The 25,161-nt window shown below is 67.2% G+C and carries 22 protein-coding genes and 1 pseudogene; 8 read left to right on the forward strand and 15 right to left on the reverse strand.

All coding sequences use genetic code 11. The features are described 5' to 3' along the window. Positions 1-73: 73 nt before the first annotated feature. Complete coding sequence (locus ACFPZ3_RS65665) at positions 74-2,629, reverse strand: glycoside hydrolase family 97 N-terminal domain-containing protein (RefSeq protein ID WP_379524506.1); 2,556 nt, start codon at positions 2,627-2,629, stop codon at positions 74-76. Positions 2,630-2,834: 205 nt separating this feature from the next. On the opposite strand from ACFPZ3_RS65665, the gene ACFPZ3_RS65670 reads away from it, so the two are divergent. Continuing rightward, a complete protein-coding gene (locus ACFPZ3_RS65670; protein ID WP_379524507.1) occupies positions 2,835-3,191 on the forward strand; it encodes a C45 family peptidase in 357 nt (118 codons plus the stop codon). A 234-nt stretch (positions 3,192-3,425) separates the two neighbouring features. Here the strand turns inward: ACFPZ3_RS65670 and ACFPZ3_RS65675 are convergent, their stop codons facing one another. Beyond that, entirely contained in the window at positions 3,426-4,406 is a 981-nt protein-coding gene (locus tag ACFPZ3_RS65675) for a helix-turn-helix transcriptional regulator (RefSeq protein WP_379524508.1), read from the reverse strand. Positions 4,407-4,471: 65 nt separating this feature from the next. Between ACFPZ3_RS65675 and ACFPZ3_RS65680 the strand changes: the two genes are divergently transcribed. Next, entirely contained in the window at positions 4,472-5,944 is a 1,473-nt protein-coding gene (locus tag ACFPZ3_RS65680) for an MFS transporter (RefSeq protein WP_379524509.1), read from the forward strand. A gap of 410 nt (positions 5,945-6,354) precedes the next feature. On the opposite strand, the gene ACFPZ3_RS65685 is transcribed toward ACFPZ3_RS65680, so the two are convergent. The 4 genes from ACFPZ3_RS65685 to ACFPZ3_RS65700 all read right to left on the reverse strand — a co-directional run bounded on the left by ACFPZ3_RS65685 (position 6,355) and on the right by ACFPZ3_RS65700 (position 10,665). Beyond that, the gene (locus tag ACFPZ3_RS65685) at positions 6,355-6,705 is read right to left on the reverse strand and encodes a DoxX family protein (protein WP_379524510.1); all 351 of its coding nucleotides are present in this window, start codon (positions 6,703-6,705) and stop codon (positions 6,355-6,357) included. A 460-nt stretch (positions 6,706-7,165) separates the two neighbouring features. Further along, positions 7,166-7,990, reverse strand: a complete 825-nt coding sequence (locus ACFPZ3_RS65690; protein ID WP_379524511.1) for a class I SAM-dependent methyltransferase — start codon at positions 7,988-7,990, stop codon at positions 7,166-7,168. Continuing rightward, positions 7,987-8,646, reverse strand: a complete 660-nt coding sequence (locus ACFPZ3_RS65695; protein ID WP_379524512.1) for a TetR/AcrR family transcriptional regulator — start codon at positions 8,644-8,646, stop codon at positions 7,987-7,989. The genes ACFPZ3_RS65690 and ACFPZ3_RS65695 overlap by 4 nt, the downstream gene beginning before the upstream one ends. Before the next feature lie 471 nt (positions 8,647-9,117). Then, complete coding sequence (locus ACFPZ3_RS65700; RefSeq protein WP_379524513.1) at positions 9,118-10,665, reverse strand: MFS transporter; 1,548 nt, start codon at positions 10,663-10,665, stop codon at positions 9,118-9,120. 1,077 nt (positions 10,666-11,742) lie between these two features. Between ACFPZ3_RS65700 and ACFPZ3_RS65705 the strand changes: the two genes are divergently transcribed. Next, positions 11,743-12,357 carry a hypothetical protein gene (locus ACFPZ3_RS65705; RefSeq protein WP_379524514.1) on the forward strand — a complete coding sequence of 205 codons (615 nt, stop codon included), beginning with the start codon at positions 11,743-11,745 and terminating at the stop codon, positions 12,355-12,357. A gap of 79 nt (positions 12,358-12,436) precedes the next feature. On the opposite strand, the gene ACFPZ3_RS65710 is transcribed toward ACFPZ3_RS65705, so the two are convergent. Both ACFPZ3_RS65710 and ACFPZ3_RS65715 read right to left on the reverse strand, forming a co-directional pair. After that, positions 12,437-13,021: a hypothetical protein gene (locus tag ACFPZ3_RS65710; RefSeq protein WP_379524515.1), complete on the reverse strand. Its 585-nt coding sequence runs from the start codon at positions 13,019-13,021 to the stop codon at positions 12,437-12,439. After that, a complete protein-coding gene (locus ACFPZ3_RS65715; protein WP_379524516.1) occupies positions 13,018-13,506 on the reverse strand; it encodes a sigma-70 family RNA polymerase sigma factor in 489 nt (162 codons plus the stop codon). Before ACFPZ3_RS65715 ends, ACFPZ3_RS65710 begins: the two co-directional genes overlap by 4 nt. A 332-nt stretch (positions 13,507-13,838) precedes the next feature. Here ACFPZ3_RS65715 and ACFPZ3_RS65720 point away from each other — a divergent pair, with 332 nt between their 5' ends. Beyond that, positions 13,839-14,225, forward strand: coding sequence for a hypothetical protein (locus ACFPZ3_RS65720; RefSeq protein ID WP_379524517.1), 387 nt, complete (start codon positions 13,839-13,841; stop codon positions 14,223-14,225). Positions 14,226-14,433: 208 nt separating this feature from the next. On the opposite strand, the gene ACFPZ3_RS65725 is transcribed toward ACFPZ3_RS65720, so the two are convergent. Both ACFPZ3_RS65725 and ACFPZ3_RS65730 read right to left on the reverse strand, forming a co-directional pair. Then, positions 14,434-14,892 carry a bacteriocin immunity protein gene (locus tag ACFPZ3_RS65725; protein WP_379524518.1) on the reverse strand — a complete coding sequence of 153 codons (459 nt, stop codon included), beginning with the start codon at positions 14,890-14,892 and terminating at the stop codon, positions 14,434-14,436. A 140-nt stretch (positions 14,893-15,032) separates the two neighbouring features. Further along, positions 15,033-15,737: a HEAT repeat domain-containing protein gene (locus ACFPZ3_RS65730; protein ID WP_379524519.1), complete on the reverse strand. Its 705-nt coding sequence runs from the start codon at positions 15,735-15,737 to the stop codon at positions 15,033-15,035. A gap of 609 nt (positions 15,738-16,346) precedes the next feature. Between ACFPZ3_RS65730 and ACFPZ3_RS65735 the strand changes: the two genes are divergently transcribed. Beyond that, entirely contained in the window at positions 16,347-16,784 is a 438-nt protein-coding gene (locus ACFPZ3_RS65735; protein ID WP_379524520.1) for a hypothetical protein, read from the forward strand. Positions 16,785-17,683: 899 nt separating this feature from the next. Beyond that, entirely contained in the window at positions 17,684-18,151 is a 468-nt protein-coding gene (locus ACFPZ3_RS65740) for a DUF1702 family protein (protein WP_379524531.1), read from the forward strand. 70 nt (positions 18,152-18,221) lie between these two features. Here ACFPZ3_RS65740 and ACFPZ3_RS65745 read toward each other — a convergent pair whose 3' ends face one another. The 4 genes and pseudogenes from ACFPZ3_RS65745 to ACFPZ3_RS65760 all read right to left on the reverse strand — a co-directional run bounded on the left by ACFPZ3_RS65745 (position 18,222) and on the right by ACFPZ3_RS65760 (position 22,810). Continuing rightward, positions 18,222-20,960, reverse strand: coding sequence for a heparinase II/III family protein (locus tag ACFPZ3_RS65745; protein WP_379524521.1), 2,739 nt, complete (start codon positions 20,958-20,960; stop codon positions 18,222-18,224). A gap of 41 nt (positions 20,961-21,001) precedes the next feature. Beyond that, positions 21,002-21,147, reverse strand: a pseudogene (locus tag ACFPZ3_RS65750) (NAD(P)H-quinone dehydrogenase); the annotation flags it as partial. 161 nt (positions 21,148-21,308) lie between these two features. After that, positions 21,309-21,668: a YdeI/OmpD-associated family protein gene (locus tag ACFPZ3_RS65755; protein WP_379524522.1), complete on the reverse strand. Its 360-nt coding sequence runs from the start codon at positions 21,666-21,668 to the stop codon at positions 21,309-21,311. A gap of 197 nt (positions 21,669-21,865) precedes the next feature. Beyond that, on the reverse strand, positions 21,866-22,810 hold the full coding sequence (locus tag ACFPZ3_RS65760; protein WP_379524523.1) for an alpha/beta fold hydrolase: 945 nt from the start codon (positions 22,808-22,810) through the stop codon (positions 21,866-21,868). 184 nt (positions 22,811-22,994) lie between these two features. On the opposite strand from ACFPZ3_RS65760, the gene ACFPZ3_RS65765 reads away from it, so the two are divergent. Beyond that, positions 22,995-23,996: a helix-turn-helix transcriptional regulator gene (locus tag ACFPZ3_RS65765; protein WP_379524524.1), complete on the forward strand. Its 1,002-nt coding sequence runs from the start codon at positions 22,995-22,997 to the stop codon at positions 23,994-23,996. Here the strand turns inward: ACFPZ3_RS65765 and ACFPZ3_RS65770 are convergent. Beyond that, positions 23,976-24,218: a hypothetical protein gene (locus ACFPZ3_RS65770; protein ID WP_379524525.1), complete on the reverse strand. Its 243-nt coding sequence runs from the start codon at positions 24,216-24,218 to the stop codon at positions 23,976-23,978. The genes ACFPZ3_RS65765 and ACFPZ3_RS65770 overlap by 21 nt on opposite strands. A 238-nt stretch (positions 24,219-24,456) precedes the next feature. Here ACFPZ3_RS65770 and ACFPZ3_RS65775 point away from each other — a divergent pair, with 238 nt between their 5' ends. Further along, complete coding sequence (locus tag ACFPZ3_RS65775) at positions 24,457-24,879, forward strand: transposase (protein ID WP_379524526.1); 423 nt, start codon at positions 24,457-24,459, stop codon at positions 24,877-24,879. Positions 24,880-25,161 lie beyond the last annotated feature (282 nt).

Genomic DNA, 25,161 nt, shown 5'->3' on the forward strand with positions numbered 1-25,161 from the left:
GATTTCTTAGCTGCAAATGGGACGATTCGCCAATTCGGTGCAGGGCCGGGGCGTACCCGCCCCGGCCCCTCGCTCACATCACCACGTCGAGCGAGTCGATCGTCACGCCCGCCCCCGACGCGTCCTCGATCAGGATCGTGTTCGCGCCGGAGCTCAGGGAGAGCCCGACGGTCGCGGTGGCCGGGGCGTCGCCGCCGCCCGTCGCGTGCAGCGGGACGGTGACCGGCGGCCCGCTGCCGACCGCGACCTTGATCGACGCGGCGGCGGCCGACGCATAGTGGATCCGCACCGTCTTGTCGCCTGCGGAGGTGGCCTGGAACGGCACCGAGAGCGAGCCTGTCGCCAGCCCGGACACCCCGTTGCCGCCCGAGCATCCCGAGCACACGTCCACGGCGGCGCCGCCCGCGCGCGTGTTCCCGGCCGCCTCGGCCTCGATCGTGCGTGAGATCGTCAGCGCGTCGATGTCCGGCGCGTAGGCGCCCGCGTTCAGGTACGTGATCGTGTTCGCGCCGGCGTTGAGCGGCACGTCGAGCGACCACTTGCCCACGTGTTCCCAGCCGCCGGAGTCCTTGACGTTCTCCGTCGCTACGGTGGCGCCGTTGACCTGGACCTGGACCGATCGCGGGTCGCCCGAGGTGTAGGTGAAGGTGAGCTTGTGGGTGCCCGCGGTCGCGGCCGTCACGCCGTTGAACCGCACCGAGCCGCCGGATCCGACGCTGCCCACCTTCTTGCCGCCCGAACAGCCCTTGCACGTTTGGACGCCGGCGGAGCCGCCCAGGGTGTTGGACGCGCTCTCCGCCTCGTACCGGCTGTCGCCGGTGCCGATCATCGCGAGGGGCGTCTTCGAGATGCGTACCGAGACGCCGCCGGTGGCGATCATCGGCAGCGAGAGCGTGGCCGCGCTCGTGACGGTCTGGGTCGAGGTGGTGAGCCGGCCCGACGCGTCGTCGGAGAAGATCGTCGCGGTGTAGTTACCGGAGCCGAGAAACGACAGCGGAACCGAGGCGGTCCTGGCCGGCGACGTCATCGCGCCGACGAACCAGTCGTCGCCGGACCGGCGCGCGACCGTGACGTGGTCGCCGGGGAACCCTTCGACGACCTTCGTCTCGTCCCACACCGTCGGGATCACGCGCATCAGGTGACGGCCGGCCCACTGCTCGTAGGCCGCGGCCGAGTCGGCGTAGTTGACCATCGCGGAGGTGAAGACGATCGCCTGCGCCAGGGAGTGACCCTGGGTGAGAATCGACGCGTTCTCCGAGATCATCGTCGGCGTGTAGTCCATCCCGCCGAGCATGTTGCGGATGAAGGGGTACGTGACGTCCTGGCGGGCGGTCGTGGGCGGCGGATACAGGTAGTGCTCGGTTCCGGCGACCGCCTCCGAGGTCACCACCCACGGCCAGGTCCGGTTCTCACCGCCCGGCTTGGTGCTGCCGTGGAAGTTGAGCATCATCTGGTGGTTCGCCGCCGCCTGGCCGATCGACTGGTACCAGCTCATCGACTTCTGTGAGTCGCTGAGGAAGAAGTCGACCTTCAGCCCGTCGATGCCGTAGGTCTTGTGCTCGGCCATCAGGGCCTCGGCGTCGGCCGGGTCGGCGAACGGCTCGGCGTTGACCCAGGCGAACATCTTCACGCCGCGCTGCTTGGCGTAGGCCGCGATCGCCGGCAGGTCCGTGGTGCGGTTGTAGCAGCAGTCCATGGTCACGTACTCGAAGCCCATGGCCTCGGCGAAGTCGACGTACTCCTTCTGCTTGTCGAGATCGCTCGCGCTGTCCCCGTCGGCGTACCAGGACCACGCGGCGCGCCCAGGACGGACCCAGGAGGCGTTCACCGGCGACGGGGGGTTGAGGTGCTGCACCAGATCGGAGTTGTAGAGCGTGTCGAGGTTCCCCGCGATGATCGCCGCGCGCCAGGGCGTCTGGAAGGGATACGTCGCCGAGATCGGGAACGCCTGATCCGGCGTCCGCTTGAGGTTCAGCAGCCCGTCGCTCGCCCCGCTGCCCTTCACCAGGGACGGCACGTAGGAGGCGTTCGAGTTCACGACCTGCGCCTCGGTGATGACCGTGAAGTAGGCGTTGTCGTCGATCGACGCCAGCAGCGGCATCGTGAGCTCCGTGCCGGAATTCAGCTGGGACGCGTCATGGTAGGTGTAGTCCTGCTCGTAGTTCGCGTTCCACGGGGCCGCCCAGCCACCGCTCGTCGTGGGCAGGCGAAAACCGCTGGTCTCATCCGTGATCGACACCGGCCCGCCGCCCGGCAGCCGGTAGCGGTAGGCGATGCCGTCGTCGTAGGCGCGAATCACCAGCTCCAGCGTCTGTCCGCTCTTCGCATACAGCAGGATCAGCTCATTGGCGTGATCGCGATACGATGGCTTGGTTCCTGCCGGCAACGAGTAGGTGGTGTCGATCGTCGTACGCGCCTCGCTGACATAGCTCAGTCCGGACCGCAGATCGACCGCCGAGGTGGCGATGCCCAGAGGGGAGTCGCCGAAGATCGAGGTGGTGCCCGCGGTCACCGCGAACGTCAGAGCGCCTGCCGTCTGCTCGGTGACGGTGAAGGTGATCTGTCCGTTGGGAGAGTTCACGCTGCGGGTGGCGAGCGCGACCGCAGGGGGCGCTGTGAGCAGGGACATGAGCATGCCGAGCACAGCGACGGCGGCTAACACGGCTGGGCGTCGCGCTCTCGTCCTTCTCGTCATTTCGCCTCCGGTTGAGCGTGATGGGCTAGGGCTTCACTTGACAGAAACGCACGGGTGAGGCAAAACTATGGACCCCGCTGAGCGCGGCCGGAATGGTCGAACCGTCGGATCGGCTGGACATTCCGACTGCGTCGGCGAAGTGCCCGACGGCACGGCGGAGGTCCGCGGAGCCTCACCGCGCATCGGGCTCCCCCGCCGACCGGACGCCTGTGCCGCCAATCACCAGCACCTGCCGGTGATCGACGAGCAGGAGCGGGCCATGCGGACGCAGGAGCGGCTGCGAGCCATCCGCGCCGCGGGTACGGACGTGGCGGCAATGCTCAAGCCGCCGCTGTATCGATCCGTCGAAGAGCAGGGGTCGAGAACGCTCTACACCGCCCACTACCGGCCCACCGAAGGCCTTGTGACGTACTACTGGCCCGGTGAGTCCTGGCAACAGTCCTTCGGCGACTTCACACCCGGATCCCGCACCGTGACCTTGGGCCGGGCCAGCTGAGAGGCTTCCGGACTCCTGCTCACCCCTACACGAAGATCTTGCAAGTACGTGATTTCACCCGCCGCCGACAGGCCCTCCCTCGGCTGGACCTGCCACGGCCGCACGTTGGACCGGCAGGGGCTCGGCGCCGCTCCACTGGGCCGGGCGGAATAGCCGCAGGCCACGGTGCGCGACTGTGCCATCCGCCGAGAGGCGGTCTCGGTCCGGCTCTTACCTCCGAAGGCAGGATGGGGGTCACCGGTGAGGTCGGGCGGGCCGGAGTCCCTTGGTGATTCGGGTGCGCAGGGAGTGCAGGGCTTGCCTGAGTTCGGCCGGTTCGATGTCTGTGATGTCGGCGCCGAAAGTGAGGAGCAGTCCTGCCAGACCTGGCCATGACCATGCACCGAGTGTGAGTCGGCACGTGGTTTCGGTGTCGTACCGCACTGTTGATCCGCCGGGGGCGAACCGGGCGACGATGGAGGCGGGCAGGGCGAGGATGGCTGAGCCGCGGCATTGCCATTCGGCGGCGGCGTCTCCGCGGTCGTGTGCGGTCATGACGAAGGCGACGGGATCGCCGTACGGGATGTCACGCCGGGCGAAGGGGGTGTGCGTGGGCGTGCGTGGTTTGATGCGGTCTACGCGCATCGCGCGCCATCGGTCCGCGTCCGGGTCGAAGGCGACCAGGTACCAGCGTGCGGCCCAGACCACGAGGTCGTGCGGTTCCAGCGTGAGCGTGACGGGTTCGCCGTCACCGGTGTAGCCCACGCGAACGAGGTGTTGCCAGTTGATCGCGCTGCCAACGGCGCGGACGATCTCGGCGTCGATCGGTGGCGCGGGGAACTCCCAGTAGTTGCGGGCTGAGGAGACGGTGAACGCTTCGGCGTGCAGGCGGCTGCGCGCGGGCATCGCCTGGTGCAGCGTGGCGAGAGCACGGGCCGCGTTCTCGTGGATGCCGGACAGGACCGTCGGCACGGTCTGGAGCGCGACGGCGGTGGCAACAGCCTGGTCCTCATCGAAGACGACCGGCGGCAAGCGCGTAGCACGACCGAGCCGGTATCCCCCACCCGCTCCGCGGACGGCCTCGATCTCATACCCGAGATCCCGGAGCGTATCGATATCGCGACGCACAGTTCTCACTGACGCTCCGAGCCGGGTGGCGAGTTCCCCGGCGGTCAGGGTCGCACCGATCCCGAAGATGGACAGCAGCTTGAGCGTCCGAGCGGAAGTGGCAGCCATGATTCCCCGATTCTCTCACCGATAGCGGCCATTCGATGGCAACTATGCCGGTGATGCTGGCCGACATGACCGATTCACCGAGCCCCCGAGAGGGCACCCGCACCGCTGAGGCTTCGCCGACACTCACCGCCGGCGCCGGCGCGACCACGGCGCTGTTGGTGGTGCTCTTCGGTTCCTTCATGGACCTTCTCGACGCGACGATCGTCACCGTCGCGGCCCCGGCGATAGCCCAAGACCTGGATGCCGGCGACGCTCAGATCCAATGGACGATCGCCGCCTACACCCTCGCCCTGGGCGCGGGCCTGATCACCGGCGGACGGCTCGGCGACCAGTACGGCCGCAAGCGGCTGTTCATGATCGGGCTAGCCGGGTTCATGGTCACCTCGGCGCTGTGCGCGCTGGCCGTCGATCCGGGGATGCTCATCGGCATGCGGGCCGGGCAGGGACTGACCGCCGGGATCATGGTCCCGCAGGTGTTCGGGATCATCCGGGCATCATTCGCTCCGGGCGAGCGCGCCAAGGCGTTCGGCGCCTACGGAGCGGTCCAGGGCCTCGCCTCGGTCGCCGGCCCGCTGCTGGGCGGACTGCTCATCGACGCCAACCTGTTCGACCTGGGCTGGCGCACGATCTTCTGGATCAACGTGCCCGTCTCGATCCTGGCGCTCATCATCGGCGCGAAGGTCCTGCCGGAGTCCCGCTCCGCCTCGACCGCGCGACTGGACCTCACAGGCGCGCTCCTCGCAGCCATGGGCATCCTTCTCCTGCTGCTGCCGATCATCCAGACCGAGCCATGGGGATGGACCTGGGCCGGCTACGCCCTCCTCGCAGCCGGAATCATCGTGCTCGCGATCTTCCTCGCCCACGAGCGCCGCCTCACCGGACGCGGAAACGAACCTGTCTTCGACCCGGCCCTGCTGAGAATCCGCGCCTTCGCAGTCGGCCTGAGCGCTTCGGTGCTCTTCTTCGGCGGCATCGGGTCGTACTTCCTCACCCTCTCGGTCTACCTCCAGAACGGAACCGGCCGAACCGCATGGGAGACCGGCCTGGTGATCCTCCCGTACGCGCTCGGCTCGATCATCACCTCCGGCCTCGGCGTCGCTCTCGCCGACAAGGCCGGCAGAACGCTCCTGATCATCGGCTCGCTCACCATCGCGGCATCTCAGCTCGTCCTGTGGTCCATCGTCAAGGACGGCAACGATCCCGGATACTGGCTCCTCGCCCTCGCACTCTTCATCGGTGGCCTCGGGCTCGGTCTCGCCGCACCCATTCTCGTCAACGTCGTCCTCACAGGCGTCCCCGGACGTAACGCAGGCGCCGCGGGCGGGGTGCTCTCCACCGTCAACCAGATCGGCGGCGCTGTCGGCATCGCCGTTCTCGGCACGATCTTCTTCACCTCCATCACCGATTCAGCCACCGGAGCACCGGGGCTGGCCGACTACAGTCACGCGCTCAGCATTGTTCTGATCGTCTCCGCCGCGCTCTACCTGATCACGGCGCTCGTGATGCTCGCACTCCCGAAACCCGCGCACGCCAAGTAGAAGTGTCCCGTGCCAGCCGGACGTCCTCCATCTACCCCGGTGCAGCAATGCACCGGGGCTACCCGGCGAGAAGACCCCCGAGGTAGTGGGTGACGTCGGCGGGGGCTCGGCGGGGCCGGTGACCTTCAGGTCGCTCCGGCCCATCCTCGACAACGCCACTGCCGTACTCACCATCGCCCCACGCGCTCTACCAGCAGGCGCACGCGACCGGCTCCAACCACACGGCCCGACCCCCCGCCCTGGCCTACATCGCCTTCCACATCGGCGCCCGCAACTACAACGACGCACTCGAGCTCGCCCCACGCTGTGACTTGGATCATTTGAGGGTCGTGGTTCTTGGATCGGTACTTGTCGCCAGCGTCGCCGTAGCGATCGCCGAGAACCCGGGCGGATATCTTGGCCTCCCAGTACTAATGCGTGATCCCCAGTGCCAAGGATGCGAGAGCCAAGACGAGGAAGGCGCCGGGGAACGCGATGTTATGAAAGACCCGGGCCCGCACGTGAACGACGATCGCGCAAACGAAGAAGGCCACGAGTCCGGCCGCCGCGGCGACCCCGATGACATCGATACCCAGCAGGCCAAGGAGAAGCCCGACCGCACCAGCGGCTTTGAGCATGGCCAGCATCGGCAGGGCTGATGGCGGGACGCCCACTTCGGCCATGTTGGCGAGGACGAACTCGGCTCTCGCGAGGTCGGCGACGACGATCGCGGAATTGGCCAAAATCGTGGCGATGGTCACGGCGACGTACACGGTGAACATCTGGCGTTCACTCCTCGATGTGCAGTTGGGCGAGACGCTGGAGGGCCGCGATGACGTCGCGGCAGACGATACGGCCGCCGGTGACGCGGAAGGCCAGGGCGGCGCGTGCCTCGCTGCCCTTTGCTCGCTGCGTCTCCCTTCAGACGTTTGTTGCTGGGAGTCCTGCTGGAGGGTCTCGCTGTCTCACGTGCCTGGGCCGAGATCCGGCAGCGTGTTGGTGGGCATGAGCCGCAGCGCGACACCCGGTCCCTCAAACCGCTCGGCCCACATGTCCGGGTCACGGGCGCCAAGGTCAGGGTTACCGGCCGTCTGCTGCGCCTTTTCTGTGCCGCTGTGCAGAATCACGTGCGAGCGGAAGTACAAGCGTTGCGCGCCGTTACGCCGGGCAACCCGACGGCACACGAAGTGGGGAGCGGTCTTGGCGGGCGAAGCTCATCGCGTGGGGATGCCGAGGGGGCCTTCAAAACCGGTAGCGGAGCACGGTCCCGGCGTACCGGCCGGATGGGAAGATGTTGATGAACGCGCACATCAGCTTGTCGTACAACGGCGCGTTGCGGTGCAGTCGCAGCTCGGTCTGGCTGTGCCGCTCCACCAGGCGCAGCCGGTCGTCGAGTCTGGCGATGTCGTCTGGCCCGTCGTAGGTCCACCGCATTCTGATGTCGTTGCGTTCGAAGAATGGCGGAAGCCCTTTCTTGGCCTCCCGCTGCTTGACCAGGGACGAGTACGCGGTGAACACGATCTCCCCGCGCGGGAAGTGGTCGATGACCCGGCGCAGGAACTGCCGCAGTTCGTCCTCGGGCAGGAACATGAACAGGCTGTCGGCCACGACGATCACGGGCTGGTCGCCGGGGATGCGCTCCAGCCAGCCGGGTTCGGTGACGGCGGCGCCGGCGCTGGTGTGATCGGGCCGCTTGGGGTAGAGGCGGTCCCTGAGGGTGATCATGTCGGGGAAGTCGACGTCGTACCAGTGGTGCCCGGGTGTCGGGTCGACGCGGAAGACGCGGCTGTCGAGCCCGCACCCGACGTCCAGCACCACCGCGCCCAGGTTGTCCGACAGGAACCGTCGCACCCACTCATCCAGCAGGCCAGAGCGGGCGGCGATGGTGAAGCGGGTGTAGTGGATCCGGGTGAACTGGGAGAAGTCGAAGCTGAGCTGCTCCATCACGCCGCCCGCCCGGGAGTCGTGCAGGATCGAGCGCCGGTCCAGGCTGTCGCGCCAGTGTGCGTACAGCGTGACGAAGGCGCTGTTGCGGATGCCGGTGAAGTCAGTGTCGATCTTGTTCATTGCGCTTCTCCTCGCTCGAGGACGTCGCGGGCCGCGGCGGCCTCCTGTGGCGTGAGCATGGGGTGGGAGTGCACCTCGAGCAGGGCTCGCAGCAGCCGTAGCTCGCCCTGCGGGCTGGTCAGGTCGGCGTCCATGGCTCGGGACACGTTCTCGTACAGGACCGCGATGGACAGGGTCATCGCCGTGCGCACCGCCGCCCGTGCTCTGAGGTCGGCCTGCGGGGGGTCGTCCCTGGTCAGGTCTGCTTGCGTGAGCCACTGCTCGTGGATCCGTACCAGCTCCTCGAACAGCGTCGTGGCCGCGCCCTCGCTCAGGGCGCGGGCCAGGTAGCGCTGGTAGGGGCCGAGCGCGGCGGAGGGGCGCACGTCGGGGATCGCGTCGAGGCCGGCGGCCTCGACGCGCTCGTTGAGCCGCCGGAGTGTCTTGATCAGATGTTTGTCGCACTCGTCCCGCAGGCCCTGTTTGGAGCCGAAGTGATGGCGTACGAGGGAGGGTGCCACGCCGGCGATCTCGGCTATGCCCCGGAACGTGGCGCGCTCGAACCCGAGTTCACCGAAGAGCTTGACTGCGGCGTCCCTGATCCGGGCGCGGGCGGTGAGGTCCTCGGGTTCTGGTTCGTTGCTGACCATACGTTCGGCCGTCTCCTGTCCGTCCATACAGTTTGCTGTCTCTTCGAACACTATACTGCACAATTGTGCAGTCCCAGCCTTCACTAGAACCTCGTCATCGGCTCGATGGGGTCACACCAACCAGAAACGCCATCAACGATCACGAACTGAAGCCGCTGCCTCGCCCCTATTCCGGGCCAGGCAGCGGCTTTGCAGAACGCCCAGGACCAACCACCGCAGCCAAGCCGACCACGACGATCCAAGAATCACGACCTCAAGCGATCCAAGTCACATCCGGGCCGTATCGACCAGCTGCTGGCCGACAGCATGCGCTGAGCCAGCCCAGGAAGTCCAGGTCGCCCTAGTGGTCAGGTCCGCCAGGTTCTTGAGCAGGGGGAGGCGTTTGGTCTCGCCTTCGAGCAGTTGACGAACGAGGTTCGGATGTCGTGCTCGGTCAGGGGTTTCATGGAGGATCCTTCGAGGGGTGAGGCGGACGGTGGCGGGACACGGCCCGGCTCGCTAGGCCGGTGCGTCGTTTCCGGCGTGCTTCGGCGTCTTGTGCCGTACGGTGAGGCCCGCTACCAGGGCGGCGAGCAGCAGGACGCCCGCCGAGCACCAGTAGGCGACGGAGAAGCCGTGCACCATGCCTTCGTTGAGGGTCGCGCCGCCGTGGGCCGGATCGTGCAAGTGCGAGTGGACGTAACGGCTGGTGGCGCCGGTGGCGATGGTGTTGAGCAGTACGGTGCCCAGCGAAGCGCCCATCTGCTGAACGGTGTTGAGGACAGCCGAGGCCACACCGGCGTCCTGCGCGGGCACGCCGGCGGTGGCCGTCGCGTAGACCGGCATGAAGGTCAGGCCCATGCCCAGACCGAGCAGCAGCAGGGCGGGCAGCACGTGCGCGACGTACTGCGCATGCACGGTCAGGCTGCTGAGCAGCACCATGCCGGCGGCGGCCAGCACCATGCCGGACGACATCAAGGTGCGCGGCGCCGTGCGTGGCAGCAGGCGGGCCGCGATCTGGGTCGCGCCGATGACGATACCGGCCGAAATCGGCACGAAGGCCAGGCCCGTCCGCACCGGCGGGTAGCCGAGGACGACCTGCAGGTAGTACGTCAGGAACAGGAAGACGCCGAACATGCCGATGGTGGCCAAGCTCATCGTCGCGAGCGATCCGGCCCGGACACGGTCCTTGACGATGCGCAGCGGCAGCAGCGGGCTCGCCGCGCGGCTCTGCCACCACACGAAGGCGGCGAGCAAGATCACACCGGCCACGAGCGGCGTGAGCACCGATGGGCTGGTCCAGCCGCGAGGTTCGGCCTCGCTGAAGCCGTACACGAGGGCGACGAGCCCGCCGCAGCCCAGCAGCGCGCCCGGCACGTCCAGGTGCCCGCCCCGGCGGCCGGAGCGGTCGCGCAGGAAGGCCGGTGCGCCGAGCAGGGCGGCCAGCGCGATGGGCACGTTGACGTACAGGGACCAGCGCCAGTTCAGGTACTCGGTCAGCAGACCGCCCACGATCAGCCCGACCGCGCTGCCGCCGCCGGCCAGCGCACCGTAGACCCCGAACGCCCTGGCCCGCTCCTTGGGGTCGGTGAACGTCGTCGTCAGCAGCGACAGGGCCGAGGGCGCCAGGACCGCCGCGAACGCACCTTGCAAGGCCCGTGCCGCGAACAGCATCCCGGGACCGGCCGCCGCGCCGCCCAGCGCGGAGGCCGCGGCGAACCCGGCCAGGCCGATGACGAAGGTGCGCTTGCGGCCCACCAGATCGGCGATCCGGCCGCCGAGCAGCAGCAGCCCGCCGAAGGCCAGCGTGTAGGCGGTGATCACCCACTGCCGGTCGGCGTCCGACATGCCGAGAGCGCGCTGGGCGGAGGGCAGCGCGATGTTCACGATGGTGCCGTCAAGGATCACCATCAGCTGGGCGAGGGCGATGACCGCCAGCGCCCACCAGCGCTTCGGATCCGGTGCCGGTGCCGGAGTCGCGGCGGGAACCACGCGGTCCGGGGAACGGTCGGTGGCCGTGGAAGGGGCGGACGGGAGGGATTTCCCTCCGGGACGTTTCTTGCTCATGGCGATCACGCACGTTTCGTGTCGAAGTGCTGTCGAGACAGCCGGCCAGGGACGGTCGCAGTGGTGACGACGGGCCGGTGTACGCAGCACGGGGACACGGCATGGCGGTGGGGCAGCGGGAACCGGGGACCAGCACCCGGGGCCTGCCTCACCAGCTGCGTGTCACTCACGCCGGCGCTCTTGCTGGTCGTGAGGCGGAGCGTGCCGAGATCACGGTGACCAGCAAAGAAGGGCCCGTCTTCGGGCGCGCGCCCCCGCGGCCCGCGCGGCGACTAACCGCGCAGGCCAGGACATCTCGTGACGCGGCATCTCAGGAAGATGCCGAAGACAAGAAACAAGAAGGGGGAAGAGTTACCGCGCGCCGCAGAGGAGGGAGGGCACACGGCCGGAGGCAGCTATGGCCGCAATGCATTCGGCACGGTCCATGTCTCTCGCCTCCTTCCGGGCAGGGCACGCGGTGCGTGTCGACGCCGAGCGCGCCGAGCGTGGCGGCAGAGAACCTGCCGACGAAATCCCGGACAGAATATCCCATCGACGCCACTGCGCGACCGGAATTGCCGACCGCCCGCGCACACGCGGAAGGGGTTTGATGATTTCATCGGGTGTTCGTCATGCGTATGAAATCCCTCGGAATCTCGCACCGAGTGCGGCGGCCCCTTGTCTTGTGCGCCACCAGTTAGTCACTTAGCGTCACTAATTTGACTACCAGGAGTCCCAACTCTCGGATGGCGAGGAAAATCACCGGTGAGCCAGCAGGACATCCAAGATCAGCCGCAAACAGCAGCCCTCACGGACCAGGACCTCACCGAGGTCCTCATGGCGAGCGGGCACTCGCCCGCCCGCCCGCGGCGCGATGACGGCACCGCAGATCCAGCGCTACGGCGACCTCGAGCTCTGCTTCGTCACGCACCTCACGCACGCGATAGGTCCCGGCATCACAACTGAGCCCGGATTGTGGAACCCCGTTCTGCCCTCCGGATGGCGATCGCTGGGCACCGTGTTCTGCTCACGGAACGACGTCGTCCTGGTGGTCAAGGACCACTCCGCGCAAGGCGATCTGCTCAAGGCGCCGTCCGGGTGCACCCGGCTGGCCACGCTCCCGGCCAGCGGCACGACGCTTGGCACCGTCGGCAGCCCACCCCGCCCTCCAACGACTACGTCGCCCTGGGCGTCTGCATCACCCAGGGAAGCAGCACGCCGGCCGCCGACGCGGTGATGTGCGTGAAGAAGACGCACAACAACCGCGCCTACGCCCGGTCGGCCGAACTGAGCGACCCGGTGTCCCCGCTGCATGCCTTCCGCAACCTTCGCTACAACGTGGCCCCGCTCTACCCGCACGCAGACACCGAAGAACACCTCATCCTGCCGACCGGCAGGCTGTCCTACAGCGAGCATTCCAACCCCGCACCCACTGCCACGACCTGGGTACTCGATCTGCCCGCTGTGGTGGACAAGGCCGACGGCCCCGGCACGCCCGACCTGGAGAACTACAACGAGCCGCCACCCCTGACGGTGATCACCGACCGGACCGTCACCGTGCCGTTCTACCTGGTCACCGACAACGATGAGGAAAGGCAGCGTTGCAGCTTGGTCGCAGGGCTGGTGGTGACGGGGGCCGCGTTCGTGCCGCTGGTGTTCTGCCGCCCCGCCGCGCTCAGCATGGCGCCGACCCGCTGCCCTGAATCGTTATGACGCTGGCGGGTGCGGCGCGTACGACCCCGGCTGTGCTGAACAGCAGTCCGGAAACGGGAGGCAAAGGCCCTCGCGGGATCTACCTGGGGAGCTCGGTGCTGCACTGGAGGGTGTCGCCGGTGCGGGCCAGGCCGAAGACCGCGCCGAGCCTGCTCGGGTCGTCCGGCTTGTAGTCGGGCGTCCTGATGCCCGCGATGATCTTCGTGCCCTCGGGCATGGCCGCCGGGTCGATGGTCATCACGACCCGCCCGTCCTCCTCTTTGTTGTCGGACATGACCTTGTCGAAGCCCGGGATGTCGACCGGCGAGTTGCAGAACTCGTTGATCCGGATGTCGGCGGGGATGCCCGCTTGGGCCAGGGCGTTCTGCAGTGTCGCTGGGTCGAGGGTCTGCTCCTTGGTGAGCTTGACGGTGACCGTACCGTCGGTGTTGCTGTCGAGGGAGAAGGCGGCGAGCTGGACGTGCACGCCCGCGGGAGGCGCGGTGACTTGCGGGCCGCTGGTCGCGACGACCAGCGACAGTCCCCCGGCCACGGCGGCCCCCGCCGCGATCCCCGTGACCTTCCTGCGGCGGCGCGCCCGGCCTGCCGCGACGATCCGCTCGACGGGGGTGTGCATGTGCACGCCCTGCATCGACTCCTTCATCGTGTCGAAGACGTCGTTCATGGTTGGCCCTCCTGAGTGATGGCGGTGGCGAGGTCGCCGCGGAGCGCGGCGACGGCCCGTGCCAGGTGTGTGGTGACGGTGCCCGGCGCGATGCCGAGGGTTTTGGCGGTGGCTTCGGTGTCCAGGTCGAGGAAGACCCGCAGCCCCACCACCTCCCGCTGCCGCCTGGGCAGACGCCGCACGGCTGCCAGCAGCGCGGGGTCGACACCCTGCATCTGCTGGCGACCTTCGGCGTCATGGCCGGCCAGGGCGACCTCGCGGCGGCGTCTGCGCCACCACGAGACGCGGGTGTTGAGCGCGGTGCGCACGATCCAGGCACGCGGCGCGGGATGGGCCCGAACCTTGCGCCAGGCGCTCCACGCCTGCGCGTAGGCCTCGGCTACCAGGTCCTCGGCCAGGTGCGGATTGCCGGTGCCGACCAGCACAGCACGCAGGCACGCGTCCCTGCTGTCTCGGTAGAACTCCTCGAACTCCAGTTGCTCCACACCCTCTACACGCCTGAGAGCGTCATCACACTTACCGGAACACCGCAATTGTTCGCGCGTAGATGGAGACAGCGATGCTCGGCGTACTACCAGTGAAGAACCGCGGCAGCATCGGGACGCGCCCAGGACAAACAGGGCTGGCCGCACCGCCACCGCACCCACCCCGGCGCCGCGACGCGAAGGAAGGCGCATGCGCAGCTGCGGGACACATCAAAGGCTCTCACCGCAAGCCCCCTAGCGCTGTTACTTCTCAGCGACATCGCCTTCCAGCGGAAACGGTCGCTGTCACAGCAGACCGGCAAACGCTGTCACATGTCACCGACAAAACCAGGATGCCCTACAGCGGTCGCGGTCGGCCCGCGCTGTATTGCAGCAAGGCGCACCGCAACCGGGCCTGGGAAGTGCGCACCGCCGAGCAGCGCCTGCAGCGCGACATCGCCGCCGCGGCCGCGTGCGCCGAGCCCGTGCGCGAGGTCGTCACCGAGACCGTCACCCGCACCCGTACCCGGGTGGAGACCCGCCTGGAGCGGCGGCCGCCGACCGCCGCGCAGGACTGGGTCAAGCACCTCGCCGAGCTCACCAGGCAGCTGGAGCCCGGCGGGAATCTGAACGGCGAGCACTGGTACCACGGCAGGCTGTACGGCGCGCTCCTGGACGTCGTCGTCGCGCTCGGCGACGCCTACCCCGCAGGCATCGACCAGCTGAAACCGCGATGCTGAACCACACCCGCTCCCCCCTACGGGCGCCCACCCCGAGGCGTCAAAGAGCTGCCGCGGCTGTCAGGTCTGCTGCATGGTTTCGGAGGAATCCGGCGTGACCTGCGGCTCGACAAGTTAGTCCGGACGGGGGGCTCATGGTCGTCCGGACTAACTTGTCGGTTTCTGCTGTCCGTTTCCAGATGGTCTGTTCCAGACTCCTGGCCTGCGCTCACAACGCGATGGGGCGATAGCGGAGGGCGGCTTCAACAATCTCCTCGGCTGTGGCGTCCTGTAAGCCTTCCGGAGGCCAGAAGATCAGATCACTGACGCGTGGATGGAGCACATTGGCCTCTAGCAGGCGTAGATAGTAGTCGGAGTCCGGGTCTGCCTCCATGATTCTGCGGACAATTTCGGCGAGTTCTTCCCGGGTGATGTCCGATACCTTGAGCCGCTCCGGGCGGGCGGCATCCCGGGCGAGTTCCTCCAGATCCTGCGACTCCCAGTACGCGGCGAAATCCGACGGCTCGTAGGTGTGTCCAGTCTGCATGTTGAACGCGGCGACGGCCTCGCGTGCCTCCATCAGCCTGCCGGTTTCTAGGAGTTCCGCGATCCGGTCGATCTCCCTCCCCAACTGCTCCTGGCGCACCTGGGAGACGGACGGGGGAAGCAGCTCCGGTCGTAGATCCATGCCAGGCATTCTGGAGCCGCCGACGCCGCGGTCAACACCGATCGGCTCACTGACGCCGAGCGGCGCGCTCTGGCGCTCTGCTGACCTGCGGTTAAACCACTCCTTCGCCCTTGGAGTGGCTTCGGGAGTCCTGAGCCGGATCAGAAGGGCGGATCGCCACGGCACCCTCGGTCGTCCAGGACAGCGGGATTATCTGGTAGCCCGCGAATACGAGCGGCAACCGCACGATGGCGAGGCTCAGCGCTGCTGGAAAGGATCGCGATCGCCCGCTCTTTCAGAGCCTGCCGCTGAGCGATCGATGGGTCTTCCGACAAAGGGATGCTCGTCAAGGCGGCCGCTTCGCGCACTCGCACGTCCGGATCGTCCAGGAGACGCAGAACGGCCGGGAGCAAGGCAGGACGGGTCGCACGGACCTGGAGGTACTCGGCGGTCAGGTCGAAGCCGAAGCGGCGGCCGGCTGCCTCGGTTTCATCGCCGACGTCGTCGAGCACTGCGCCCATCAGCCGGAGGAGCCCTGCCCGCAGCGAAGTCAGCGTGTCTGTCCGGTGGGGTACTGCGGGCAGAGACACGAGGTCGGTGGACGGATGGGTCAGGAGTGCCGCGATCACGGTCATCGCCGGCGCGGTCGCCTCGGCGATGGAGTTCTGATGGTTGATCGCCTCGCTCAAGTCGTACAACGCGCGGGCCTTGACCGGTGGCGCGCCATGTATGAGCGAGGACAGCAACTCCGGGACGGTCGGGCAGCCCTGGTCGGGTCCGATCAGCACGTCCAGGAGTTCCCAGTCGGTGCCGGAGATCAATCGATCCGGGCCCGGCGATCCCTCGGAGGCGTCAGCGGAGGTCATCGAGAAAGCATTTCAGGCGCCCGGTCCGATCTGTGAACCGGCACCGGCTGGTGTCGATCACAGCCTGAGGCCCATAGAGCCTGCGTGCTGCCCCCGAAGGAGCCAGCCGTGGCGTCCCTCGTCATGGAGGTCCCCATAGGCATCCGGTCCGCCCTGAACGACTGACGGCAGTTCTCCACGCGGGTGATCCCTGGATCTTGCGATTTAACCTTCCAACGGTTGTGAAGCCGCTTCGTGGGCTGCGAACTCCCATCGGCCGCACGCCGCCCAGCGGGCGGCCTGGTTCGGATTCCAGCCGGGCGACAGGTCGGCGGACATCGGGATCAGCACTCCTCAAGCCGGTGGCGGAGCGGGCCGGGTGATCGAACTCGACCGCTCCGGCGCGGTCTCGAGATAGCCCGCGAGGGCGCGGATCGCGTGCCCCCCTCCCCCGGACGCCGCCGCCAGCCGGGCGGGACACCCGCACCTGCGACGCCCGCCCTAACCCGACCGTCACGTACAGGGTGCCGCGCCACCGACCACGCTGCACCGCGAGCGACGCGGCATACCGACGACATACCGCTGATCCCTAGCATGACTCCTCGTTCCACTACCAGGCGAGGGAGCAGCATGTCCAAGATCCGAACAGCGCTCAGCGTCTCAGTACTGGCCGTCACCATGTCGGCCCTGACTGCCACACCCGCGTCGGCAGACGACCCCGCCTCGAAGCCGAAGTCGGTCACCACGTGCAAGACGAAAGCGAACGTCAAGGTCTGCCTCACGGTCCACAAGGCGACAAACGTCGTCAAGGCCACCGTCTCCTATTCGAAGAGCACCAAGCACTGTGTGAACGGCGAACTGGTGATCTTCCGCCCCAAGCACAAGAGTTTCGCCAGTAGCGGCAATTTCAACCTCGGCAACACCAAGTGCTCGACAAACGGATCAAGCGCGACGAAATCCAAGTCCATATCCGGCAAGGGGATCGGCAAGGGGCAGTACATCGCCTCATTCAGAGTCGGTGGAAACATGTTCGCGGAACTCTCCGCCGTCTCCTACACGTGGTCCTGACGCGCCGTTCTTTGCCGCGTCAACGCCGCGTTGACATCGCCCGGCGCAAACGGCCCGCGAGCTGCTGGGCGGCCTGCTTGGACACCCCCAACATCCGGCCGACCACTGCCCACGACGCCCCGTCGGCGCAGGTCCGGGGCAGGGCCTTGGTGTGGAGGTTGCGAAACCCTCGGCGGACGCGGGCGGGGTGAATCGCTCGGTGACGGCGGGCTTCTCCCACGGGCGGCGTAGATCGCTCACCAGGCCGCGGGCCAGGCGCAGCTGGGTATGCGCGGTGAGGATGAGCCAGGTCCAGGTGTCGGCGGTGTGCGGGTCACGCAGGCGGGGCTTGGTCCGGTCGAGGGTCTGCTTGAGCAGACGGACTTTTGTCACAGGTCGCTCGTGCTGGCTGATCACGATCTGGTGGCGGAGCGGCACGCCGTCGTGACATGAGAGCGGCCATCGCCGATCTTCTGTTTCTGCGAAGAAATGAAGATCAAACCGATGGCCGTGGAGTCCAGTATGACGGTAACGCCGCTGCGAGCGGGAGTGGCCGCGACGAAGAGTTCATCGCCGGTGGCGGAGTCCACGAGGAGGCTGCGGGAGTTCCGCGCGGGCCGGTATGACTGCCTGCGCGCGGACGGTTATTCGAGCTCACCGACGCGGTGTTGTCCGCGCCGACGGTCACCTCGCTGCCGTATCTGAGCCTGGAGCCGGTCTTTCGCCGCAGCTGGGGCAGCCTGTATGACGCCCTGGCCAGAGGCCGGATCGATCCGGAACGGGTGGGCGAGTTACTGGTGGCCTGTCGCCCGCCCACGGCGCGCCGCCGCCGCTCACCCTTTGAACGGCCCCTTCTTCCCACCATGCGAACGCTGCGAACTGTTGCAAAGCGGTCGAAATTATCCCTTTCCCTCCCTGCTATGCTCCCAATAAGGATTCGTCCTGAATCGTCCCGTCGGCCGTGCCGTCCTCGAAGGGCATGCCAGATCGTTCCTGTACGGGTACAACTCCGCGATGGCCGGTTCCCCGATCGACCAAGTGCACGTTCGGTAGAGCCCGAGGATCGCGGTTTTGCTTTCGAGGGCGCGGGAATGGCGTGCGCCCTGCAGGATACCTTTCTGCTCTCCAGGGGCCGCCGTACCAATGCGCTGCTCACCGGCCTCCCCGACGCTGTCCAACAGGCCCGCGACGAGTACGCAACATCCGCAAGGGTTTCAACCTCGCTACCCCGCAGATCCGCCCTCCGCGCCAATGACCAGGGCGGGTGGTCCTCCTTTATGACTGCGGCGCGCCCCGTTACCGCAGGTCAGGAGCGGGTTCGTTGGATTCTGCTCCAGTCTGGGACCTCGGCCCATGGCCCACGCCCGGCCCCGACAGCCGACGTCTGACGGCTGTCGGCCGCGAGGACGTTCTCGCCGGACGGCCAGGCGCCGAGGCAGAGGCCACGCCCCGTCGCGGTCAGGAGGCCGTCGCGGCGTAGATGAGGGTGCCGGCGCGTTCGAAGGGGACGGGGGTGCCGTTGAGGAGGACCTTGGTGGCGGCCGGGGCCTCGATGGCGATGGCCTTGGTCGTATCCACGCTGGCCGTCAGGTCGGTGCCGTCGATGCGCACGGTGCCGTCCGTGCCGATCCGCACGGCGAGGTCGTTCACCGCCGTGGGCGACTTGACGATGGCCGCGCCGTCGCGCATCACCGACGTGCCACCGACCATCAGGACCGATCCGGCGTCGGCGTAGAGGATGTTCCCGTCGAAGGTGTAGGAGCCGAACGCGCGGGACGCCTTCGCCGCCCAGGACTTGTAATAGACGGCATCACCGACCTTCAGCGCGGTCGCCTGGTACGACGGGGTGATGCCGACCGCCAGCCGCTCCACGGTCACGGACGTGTCCGCGGTTCCCCGCGACGGCAGCAGCAGCGTGTCGAACGTCGTCTGCCCGGCGACGGATTTGACGTAGGACACGTATTTCGCGGCCTCCACCGAGTAGGTCTTCGGCGAGTAGTACCCGTTCCGCAACGACGAGGCGACCTTGGTGGCGTCGGCAGGGACCACGCTGATGTTCGCGCCTGTGCCGAAGGCCGTGGTCACCGCCTCGGTCCCGGAGCTGAGCGCGGGGTTGGCATCGGAGGTGAAGTGCCAGTTCTGCTCGTAGCGGTGCGTGACCGTGTCGCTGGGCGTCAGCCGGTCGGAGACCAGCCACCCGCCGGAGGGCAGCGACAGCACGGAGCGCTCGTGCCGCGCCCGGGCCGAACCGTCGGTGTACCCGCCGAGCAGGTGGAAGGCCGGGTTGGAGATCAGGGAAACCGCGCCGGCGGCCATGGAGTCCTGCGCCTTGTCGTCGACCTCGATCGTGTTGTGCGCCTCCGTGGTCTTCCGCAGCCACACCGCGCGGGCGTCGTCGCTGTAGCTGAACGCGCCCATGTCGGCCAGGAGCGGCCTGCCGTACGCATAAGCGGTGATCGCCAGCTCGTCCGGGTGGCTGTGGTTGCCGCGATCGGCGTTGAGCCGCAGGTAGGTGTCGGCGGAGGTCCAGCCCGACCGGGAGACCGCCACCCGGGTGTCCGGGTAGAGGGCCGAGGTGTGCGAGGGCTTGGTCCCGGACGCACCTCCGACGTAGGCCAGCTCCGGGTCCTTCAGCAATTCGCCCAGGTACCTCAGCGTCGAGCGCTGATCCTCGTAACCGCTGTCGCCGTAGGCGGGGCCGTACCCGTTGGGGTAGGTCTGGTCCATGATGAAGTGGCCGAGCTCGCGCAGCTTGCCGGTGGCGGTGAAGGCGATCCCGTGCCGCTGCATGAACTCCACGATGCGCACGTACTGCAGGGCGTAGGCGCGCAGGTAACCGGAGGTCGCCTCCTTGTAGCCGCCGTCGGGATAGGTCGAGTCGTTGAGATGTGTCGAGAGGTAGTCGACCGCGTTGGGACGCCACTTCGATGCCGCCCGGAACTCGGGGAAGTAAACGCCGGCGTGCAAGAGCGTGCTCTTCTGTGCCTGCATCTGGTTCGGCGAGCCGTTTACCGCCGTCTGGAGGTACACCCCGGCCCTGTTGAGCGTCTTGAGGATCGCGACGTTGGCCTCGGCGGTCAGTGACGGGCTCTTGCGCAGGATCTCGTAGGCCGCGATCCAGTTGTGCACGCGGTTGGCCACGTGGATGTTGCCCAGGTACGAACCGGCGCCCTGATCGGCGTCCAGGATGTCGGCGTCCTTGATGAAGTCGGTCATCAGGCCGATGAGCGTGCGGGCGTAGGTCTCGTTACCGGTCTTCTTGTACTCCAGAGCCAGCGGGCCGGCGAAGTAGAAGCGGGGCAGCTGGTACAGGTACTCCTTGTCGGCGCCGGCAGGGCGCTTCCAGTCGAAGCCGCCCGGATCGCCGTGCCAGGAGTAGGTGTTCTGCACCGTGTTGGACCACGTGCGGGTGGTCTCGTTGAAGATCTCGCCGTTGCCGTACAGCATGACGGACTTCCTGGTGGTGGCCTTCCCGGTGAGCGTGAGCTCGGCCTTCGTCACCCCGGAGACGCCGCTGAGGTCGAACTGCAGGTATGCCTTGCGGGTGGCCGAGCTGAACGGTCCCGCGCCCTGGTCGCTGACCTGGAGGAGAGAGGCGGCGCCGTACACCGTGCCGGGCGCGCCCGCGGCAATGTAGGTGTCGTGTGTGGCGTAGAGCGTCTTGACCGATCCGTCGGCCAGGGTCAGGCGCAGCATGGGCTTGCCTGTCGCGTTCTCCCCGGAGTTGACGGACGCGATGAACGCATCCTTGTACCGGCTCATCAGGAAAAATCCGGACTTGCCGCTGGTGATGGTGCTCGTCACGTCCGCCGTGACCGTCGTCGTCCCCGGGCCGACCGCCACCGTCTTGACGTACACCTCGCCGGCCCCCAGCGTCCAGATATAGCTGGGTGTCAGCTCCAGCGCGCCCGGCCAGGTGGTGTGCGTGAAGCCGCCCGCCTCGATCGCCGGGCGCGAGCGGTAGTACTCCAGCAGCCTCTGCTTGGCCAGGGTGTAGTCCCCGGCCTTGGCCGCGTCCCCCACCGGCACCAGGCCGGGGATGCTGTAGTCCAGCCGTGGCCCGTACTCCCACGCGCCCGCGGTCCACTTCCCGAAGAAACCCGCGTCGGACAGCGCGGCCGCGGCGGCCGGAGAGGCGGGAACGAGAGCGGCGGCGACGAGGGCAAGCGCGACGGCCAGCCGTCTGAACGAGTACATAGGAAAACGGTAGGAGTAGCCGGTATATCGGGGGTATGCCGTCAGATGCCGATCGCGGCCATGGGCTGCATGAGGCGCCGCGCCGCCTCCGTGATCGACCCCGAAAGCGACGGATAGACCGCGAAGTGTGGGCCGGCTGGTCCACCGTAAGCCGCTGCTGGACGGCGACCGACACAGCCAGGATCAGCTATCCGAGCCTGTGGGGCTCGGATACTCGACTCAGATGGCGACCTGCAGCTCTTGACAAGCGGGCGGATCTTGAGCGTCGCTGTCCAAGCGATCGCTCAAAACCGCTTGTGCAGTCGCTCAACTCGATTGAGCGCCTGCTTAAGATATGATCTTCCCTCATTAAGGACTTGCAGGTGAGACCATCGGACGTGATTGTCGGCACTCGCAGGCGAGGTCGGCGGGTTCTTCGAGGTCTTCGACTTGGTCGGAGATGGTCCGCCATCCTTTCGCCTTCGCCGCGTTGATCGCAGCTCGCCCGGCGTCCGTCATGAGGCCGCGCCGTTCCATTGCGGCGGCGCGTTGGCGGTTGAGTCGGGACCAAGGGCTTTTGGCTTTTCGGGGGGTGATCAGCTGGAGGCCACGGTCGTCGTCGAGGAGGTTGGCGGTCGAATCGATCCACCCGAAGAAGATCGCTTCTTCGACTACTTCGGGGTAGGGCATCGTGGTCGGCCGGGGCCGGTGCGCCACGAGCACAGCCACACGCCGCGGGTCGACATGTGGTTGTGCTCGAGCCACTATCGCCATTGCGGCCGAGTCTCGACGTGGTAGATCGGGTAGTCGAACCTCCACGTGGCGGGGTGCTCGGACGCCGACGGTCGGGGTTGCGCAGAGGTCACGTATGTCTTCGGTGCCGAGCGGAACAGCCACTTCCCGGATGCCGGCCTCTCATATCGCGGTCAGGTGGCATCCTGCTGTTCCAGCCACTTCAAAATCGCTTGGTTCGTTTCTTCCGGCTTCTCTTGCTGGATCCAGTGACCGCAATCAAGGCTGACCACCTCCACGTTGGGCACGAACTCCGCCAGGTTCTCACCCCGTGCGACCAAATCCCTGTCGCCACAGATCATGAGTGCGGGTTGTCGGATGATCGGGTCCACGTCCGCCAGCAGGTGCCAGTTGCGGTCGAGGTTCCTGTACCAGTTGATGCTGCCCGTGAATCCCGATGATTCGAAGGCGGAGACGAAGACGGCCAGTTCGCTGTCGCTCATGATGGGCTCACCGAGTGGTGTTTCCGCTCTGGCGAGATCGATCAGCGCCATGCCCGGCTGAGGCTCTCTGGGGGGCTCGTTCTTCCGGTAAATGTTGCGGAGGAACCGGAATGTGTTGTCTTCGAATACGGCGTCCGCGACGCCCGGCCGTCGATTGAAGTGGACGAAGTAGAAGTCGCCGCCGAGCATGTCTTCCATGAACTCGATCCACGGCTTTTCTCCGCGCTCCTGGTAAGGCAAGCTCAGGTTGATCACCTTGTTCACACGGTTGGGGTGCAACAGGGTCAGTCCCCAGACGACGAACGCACCCCAGTCATGGCCGACGAAGGTGGCCTCTTCGTATCCATAGTGGCCGAGGAGCGCGACGAGGTCACCCGACAGGTGTTCGATGTCGTAGTCCGTCACTTCGGTCGGGCGGGACGAGTTGCCGTAACCCCGCTGGTTCGGTGCGATGACGTGGTAGCCCGCTGCGGCGAGGGCGGGCACCTGGTAGCGCCAGGAGAAGGCGTGCTCCGGCCAGCCGTGGCAGAGCACGATGGGTTTTCCCGCATTTTCTCGGCCCGCTTCGAAGACTTCGAGTTCCACACCGTTGACCGGAACAAGGGTGGGCTTGGGAAAATCGGTTGGATTGAGCATTGCGTTTCCTCTCTGTCTTTTCGGGGTGATCAGGCGACGAACGTTCCCGAAGATGGCGTCGGCGCATCCCTGATGGGCCGGGGGGTGTTCGCTTGCGGTCGACCTCGTCGGTGAGGTCATGTCGCCATCTTGCCAACCGAAACCGGTCACCTCATGACCGGTTTTATGTGAAAGTGTTGTCGGCGTGCGAACCGACCGGCTGGTGGCCATCCTCCTCTTGCTGCAGCGGCGTGAGCAGGTGACAGCAGCAGAGGTCGCCCGAGAGCTGGAGGTCTCCGAGCGCACCGCCCGCCGCGACCTCGACGCCCTGGCCATGGCCGGGGTGCCCGTGTACTCCATGCAGGGCCGAAGCGGCGGCTGGCGCCTCGTGGGCGGCGCTCGCACCGACCTGTCCGGGTTGACCGCGAGTGAGGCCCGCGCCTTGTTCCTGGTCGCCGGCCCGGCCTCGGCTGCGACGCCGGCCGTGAAAGCGGCTCTGCGCAAGCTCGTCCATGCCCTGCCGGAGCCCTTCCGGGCGCAGGCCGAGGCGGCAGCGTCGTCGTTGGTCATGGACCCGCAACGATGGGGGTCGAGTCGGGTCGAGCACCGGCCACCACCTCGCTTCCTCGACGAACTCCAAGACGCGGTGATCCGCGGCGTCCAGGTGCGGCTCGACTACGTCGACCGCAGAGGCACCGAAACCGAGAGAACCGTCCACCCGCTGGGCATCGTCGCCAAAGGACCGACGTGGTACCTCGTCACTAACACTGACGCCGGTCGACGGACGTTCCGGATCGATCGCGTGTCATCCGTCGAGCCGACCGACGATCCCGTGCACCGACCCGAGGGGTTCGACCTCGCTGAGAGCTGGAGGGAGATCGCCGACGAAGTCGACAGAAAGCGAACACCCCTCGAAGTCCAGGCCGTGTGCACTCCCGAAGGGATCGGCAAGCTCCGCATGGGGCTTGGGGACCGGCTTGAGGTTGGAGGTTCCACGATCGACGGCCGCATCGAGGTCGTGATCCGCGGCTACAACGAGTACGCGCTCGCGGGCGAGCTCGCCGGACTAGTCGAATGGCTCGAAGTGACCGACCCACCTGGTGTGCGGGACCACCTCACCTTGATCGGCAACGCGCTCGTCGAGCGATACAACCGAGACAGCCCCGACGACTCCTGCCTGAATCCTTCACCGCAGCCGACGCAGTGATCTTGTGCCCGGCCAGTCCACGCCGTGCCCCCGGCAGTACGACAAATACAAGGCGATCCGGCCCGCGTACGTCTTTTCGGTGTTGAACGCCCGGCCCGCCCCGCGCACCCCCGCCAGGTACGCGCACGCCTCGACCTGCGACCCGAAGTCCTCATCGACCACCACCCACGACACCGACTCGTCGACGGCCACCGCCCGCTCCGGGCGGTGGTAGCGAGGCAACGTGCCTGACGTGCCTGAAGACCCCTGAATATCGGTAAGGCGAGTACGGAGACACGTTACTTGCCTTACATGGCTGACTACTAAGAGTAACTCAAGATAACAACAGCTGGTCGTAGGCCGCGTCGTCCAGTGATGAGGTGCCATCACTGCAGTAGGCGGCCGGTCGGCGATGCCGGTGATCGGGGGCGTCGTCACGAGTTCATCGTGCCTGTCGGCACCGACGGTTTCGGGTCTCTGTTTGGTCGCTGAGCTGACCCAGAGCGTCCACGTGGCGGCCGGGGGTCACCGCCACCACTCCGCCACCACGACGAGCACCGACGCGGCCAAGAAGATGCCAGGCCGCAAGGGAGGGCTGGCCGTGGACGTGTTCGGCCTGGTCATCGCGGTGGTTGTGCTGGCCGCCTCCGCGCACGAGAACACCGCCGGGACCGCTCTGCTGGACCGAGTCGCAGCCCAGGCCTCCAGCACGGTGACCAAAACCCTGGTCGATCAGGGGTTCAAGAACACGGTCGTCGACCACGGGGCCGGACTCGGGATCGACGTGGAGATCGTCGAACGCAACCCCGCCGACCAGGGGTTCGTCCCCCAGCCGAGAACGATGGATCGTCGAGCAGACATGCGGCACCTTGATGCTGCACCGGCGCCTGGTCCGCGACGATGAACACCTGCCGGCCAGCTCCGAATCACGGGTGTACTGGGCGATGAGCGACGTGATGTCTCGCCCGCCCCCACGCCGTCGTAGCGATCGACATGACCAGGCCAGATGCACAGGAACCGGACCCCGGCACGTGGTTGATGAACAAGCTCAAAGCCCGCGAGCGGCCCCCGACGAACTCGCCCTCAACAAGACCATTGACCGCTACGGCCGCTACGAGCTTTGTGCCTTGATCTATGCCGACATCGCGACTATGCCGAGTACCGAGCCGCAGGAGCTGGCTGAGCA

Source organism: Nonomuraea insulae (assembly GCF_042656245.1).

Excerpts from the sequence above, each read along its gene's own strand:
- ACFPZ3_RS65665 (WP_379524506.1), bottom strand. The coding sequence starts at position 2,629 with ATGTCCCTGCTCACAGCGCCCCCTGCGGTCGCGCTCGCCACCCGCAGC.
- ACFPZ3_RS65675 (WP_379524508.1), bottom strand. The coding sequence starts at position 4,406 with ATGGCTGCCACTTCCGCTCGGACGCTCAAGCTGCTGTCCATCTTCGGG.
- ACFPZ3_RS65680 (WP_379524509.1), top strand. The coding sequence starts at position 4,472 with ATGACCGATTCACCGAGCCCCCGAGAGGGCACCCGCACCGCTGAGGCT.
- ACFPZ3_RS65685 (WP_379524510.1), bottom strand. The coding sequence starts at position 6,705 with ATGTTCACCGTGTACGTCGCCGTGACCATCGCCACGATTTTGGCCAAT.
- ACFPZ3_RS65690 (WP_379524511.1), bottom strand. The coding sequence starts at position 7,990 with ATGAACAAGATCGACACTGACTTCACCGGCATCCGCAACAGCGCCTTC.
- ACFPZ3_RS65695 (WP_379524512.1), bottom strand. The coding sequence starts at position 8,646 with ATGGACGGACAGGAGACGGCCGAACGTATGGTCAGCAACGAACCAGAA.
- ACFPZ3_RS65700 (WP_379524513.1), bottom strand. The coding sequence starts at position 10,665 with ATGAGCAAGAAACGTCCCGGAGGGAAATCCCTCCCGTCCGCCCCTTCC.
- ACFPZ3_RS65710 (WP_379524515.1), bottom strand. The coding sequence starts at position 13,021 with ATGAACGACGTCTTCGACACGATGAAGGAGTCGATGCAGGGCGTGCAC.
- ACFPZ3_RS65720 (WP_379524517.1), top strand. The coding sequence starts at position 13,839 with ATGCCCTACAGCGGTCGCGGTCGGCCCGCGCTGTATTGCAGCAAGGCG.
- ACFPZ3_RS65725 (WP_379524518.1), bottom strand. The coding sequence starts at position 14,892 with ATGGATCTACGACCGGAGCTGCTTCCCCCGTCCGTCTCCCAGGTGCGC.
- ACFPZ3_RS65730 (WP_379524519.1), bottom strand. The coding sequence starts at position 15,737 with ATGACCTCCGCTGACGCCTCCGAGGGATCGCCGGGCCCGGATCGATTG.
- ACFPZ3_RS65735 (WP_379524520.1), top strand. The coding sequence starts at position 16,347 with ATGTCCAAGATCCGAACAGCGCTCAGCGTCTCAGTACTGGCCGTCACC.
- ACFPZ3_RS65740 (WP_379524531.1), top strand. The coding sequence starts at position 17,684 with ATGCTCCCAATAAGGATTCGTCCTGAATCGTCCCGTCGGCCGTGCCGT.
- ACFPZ3_RS65745 (WP_379524521.1), bottom strand. The coding sequence starts at position 20,960 with ATGTACTCGTTCAGACGGCTGGCCGTCGCGCTTGCCCTCGTCGCCGCC.
- ACFPZ3_RS65760 (WP_379524523.1), bottom strand. The coding sequence starts at position 22,810 with ATGCTCAATCCAACCGATTTTCCCAAGCCCACCCTTGTTCCGGTCAAC.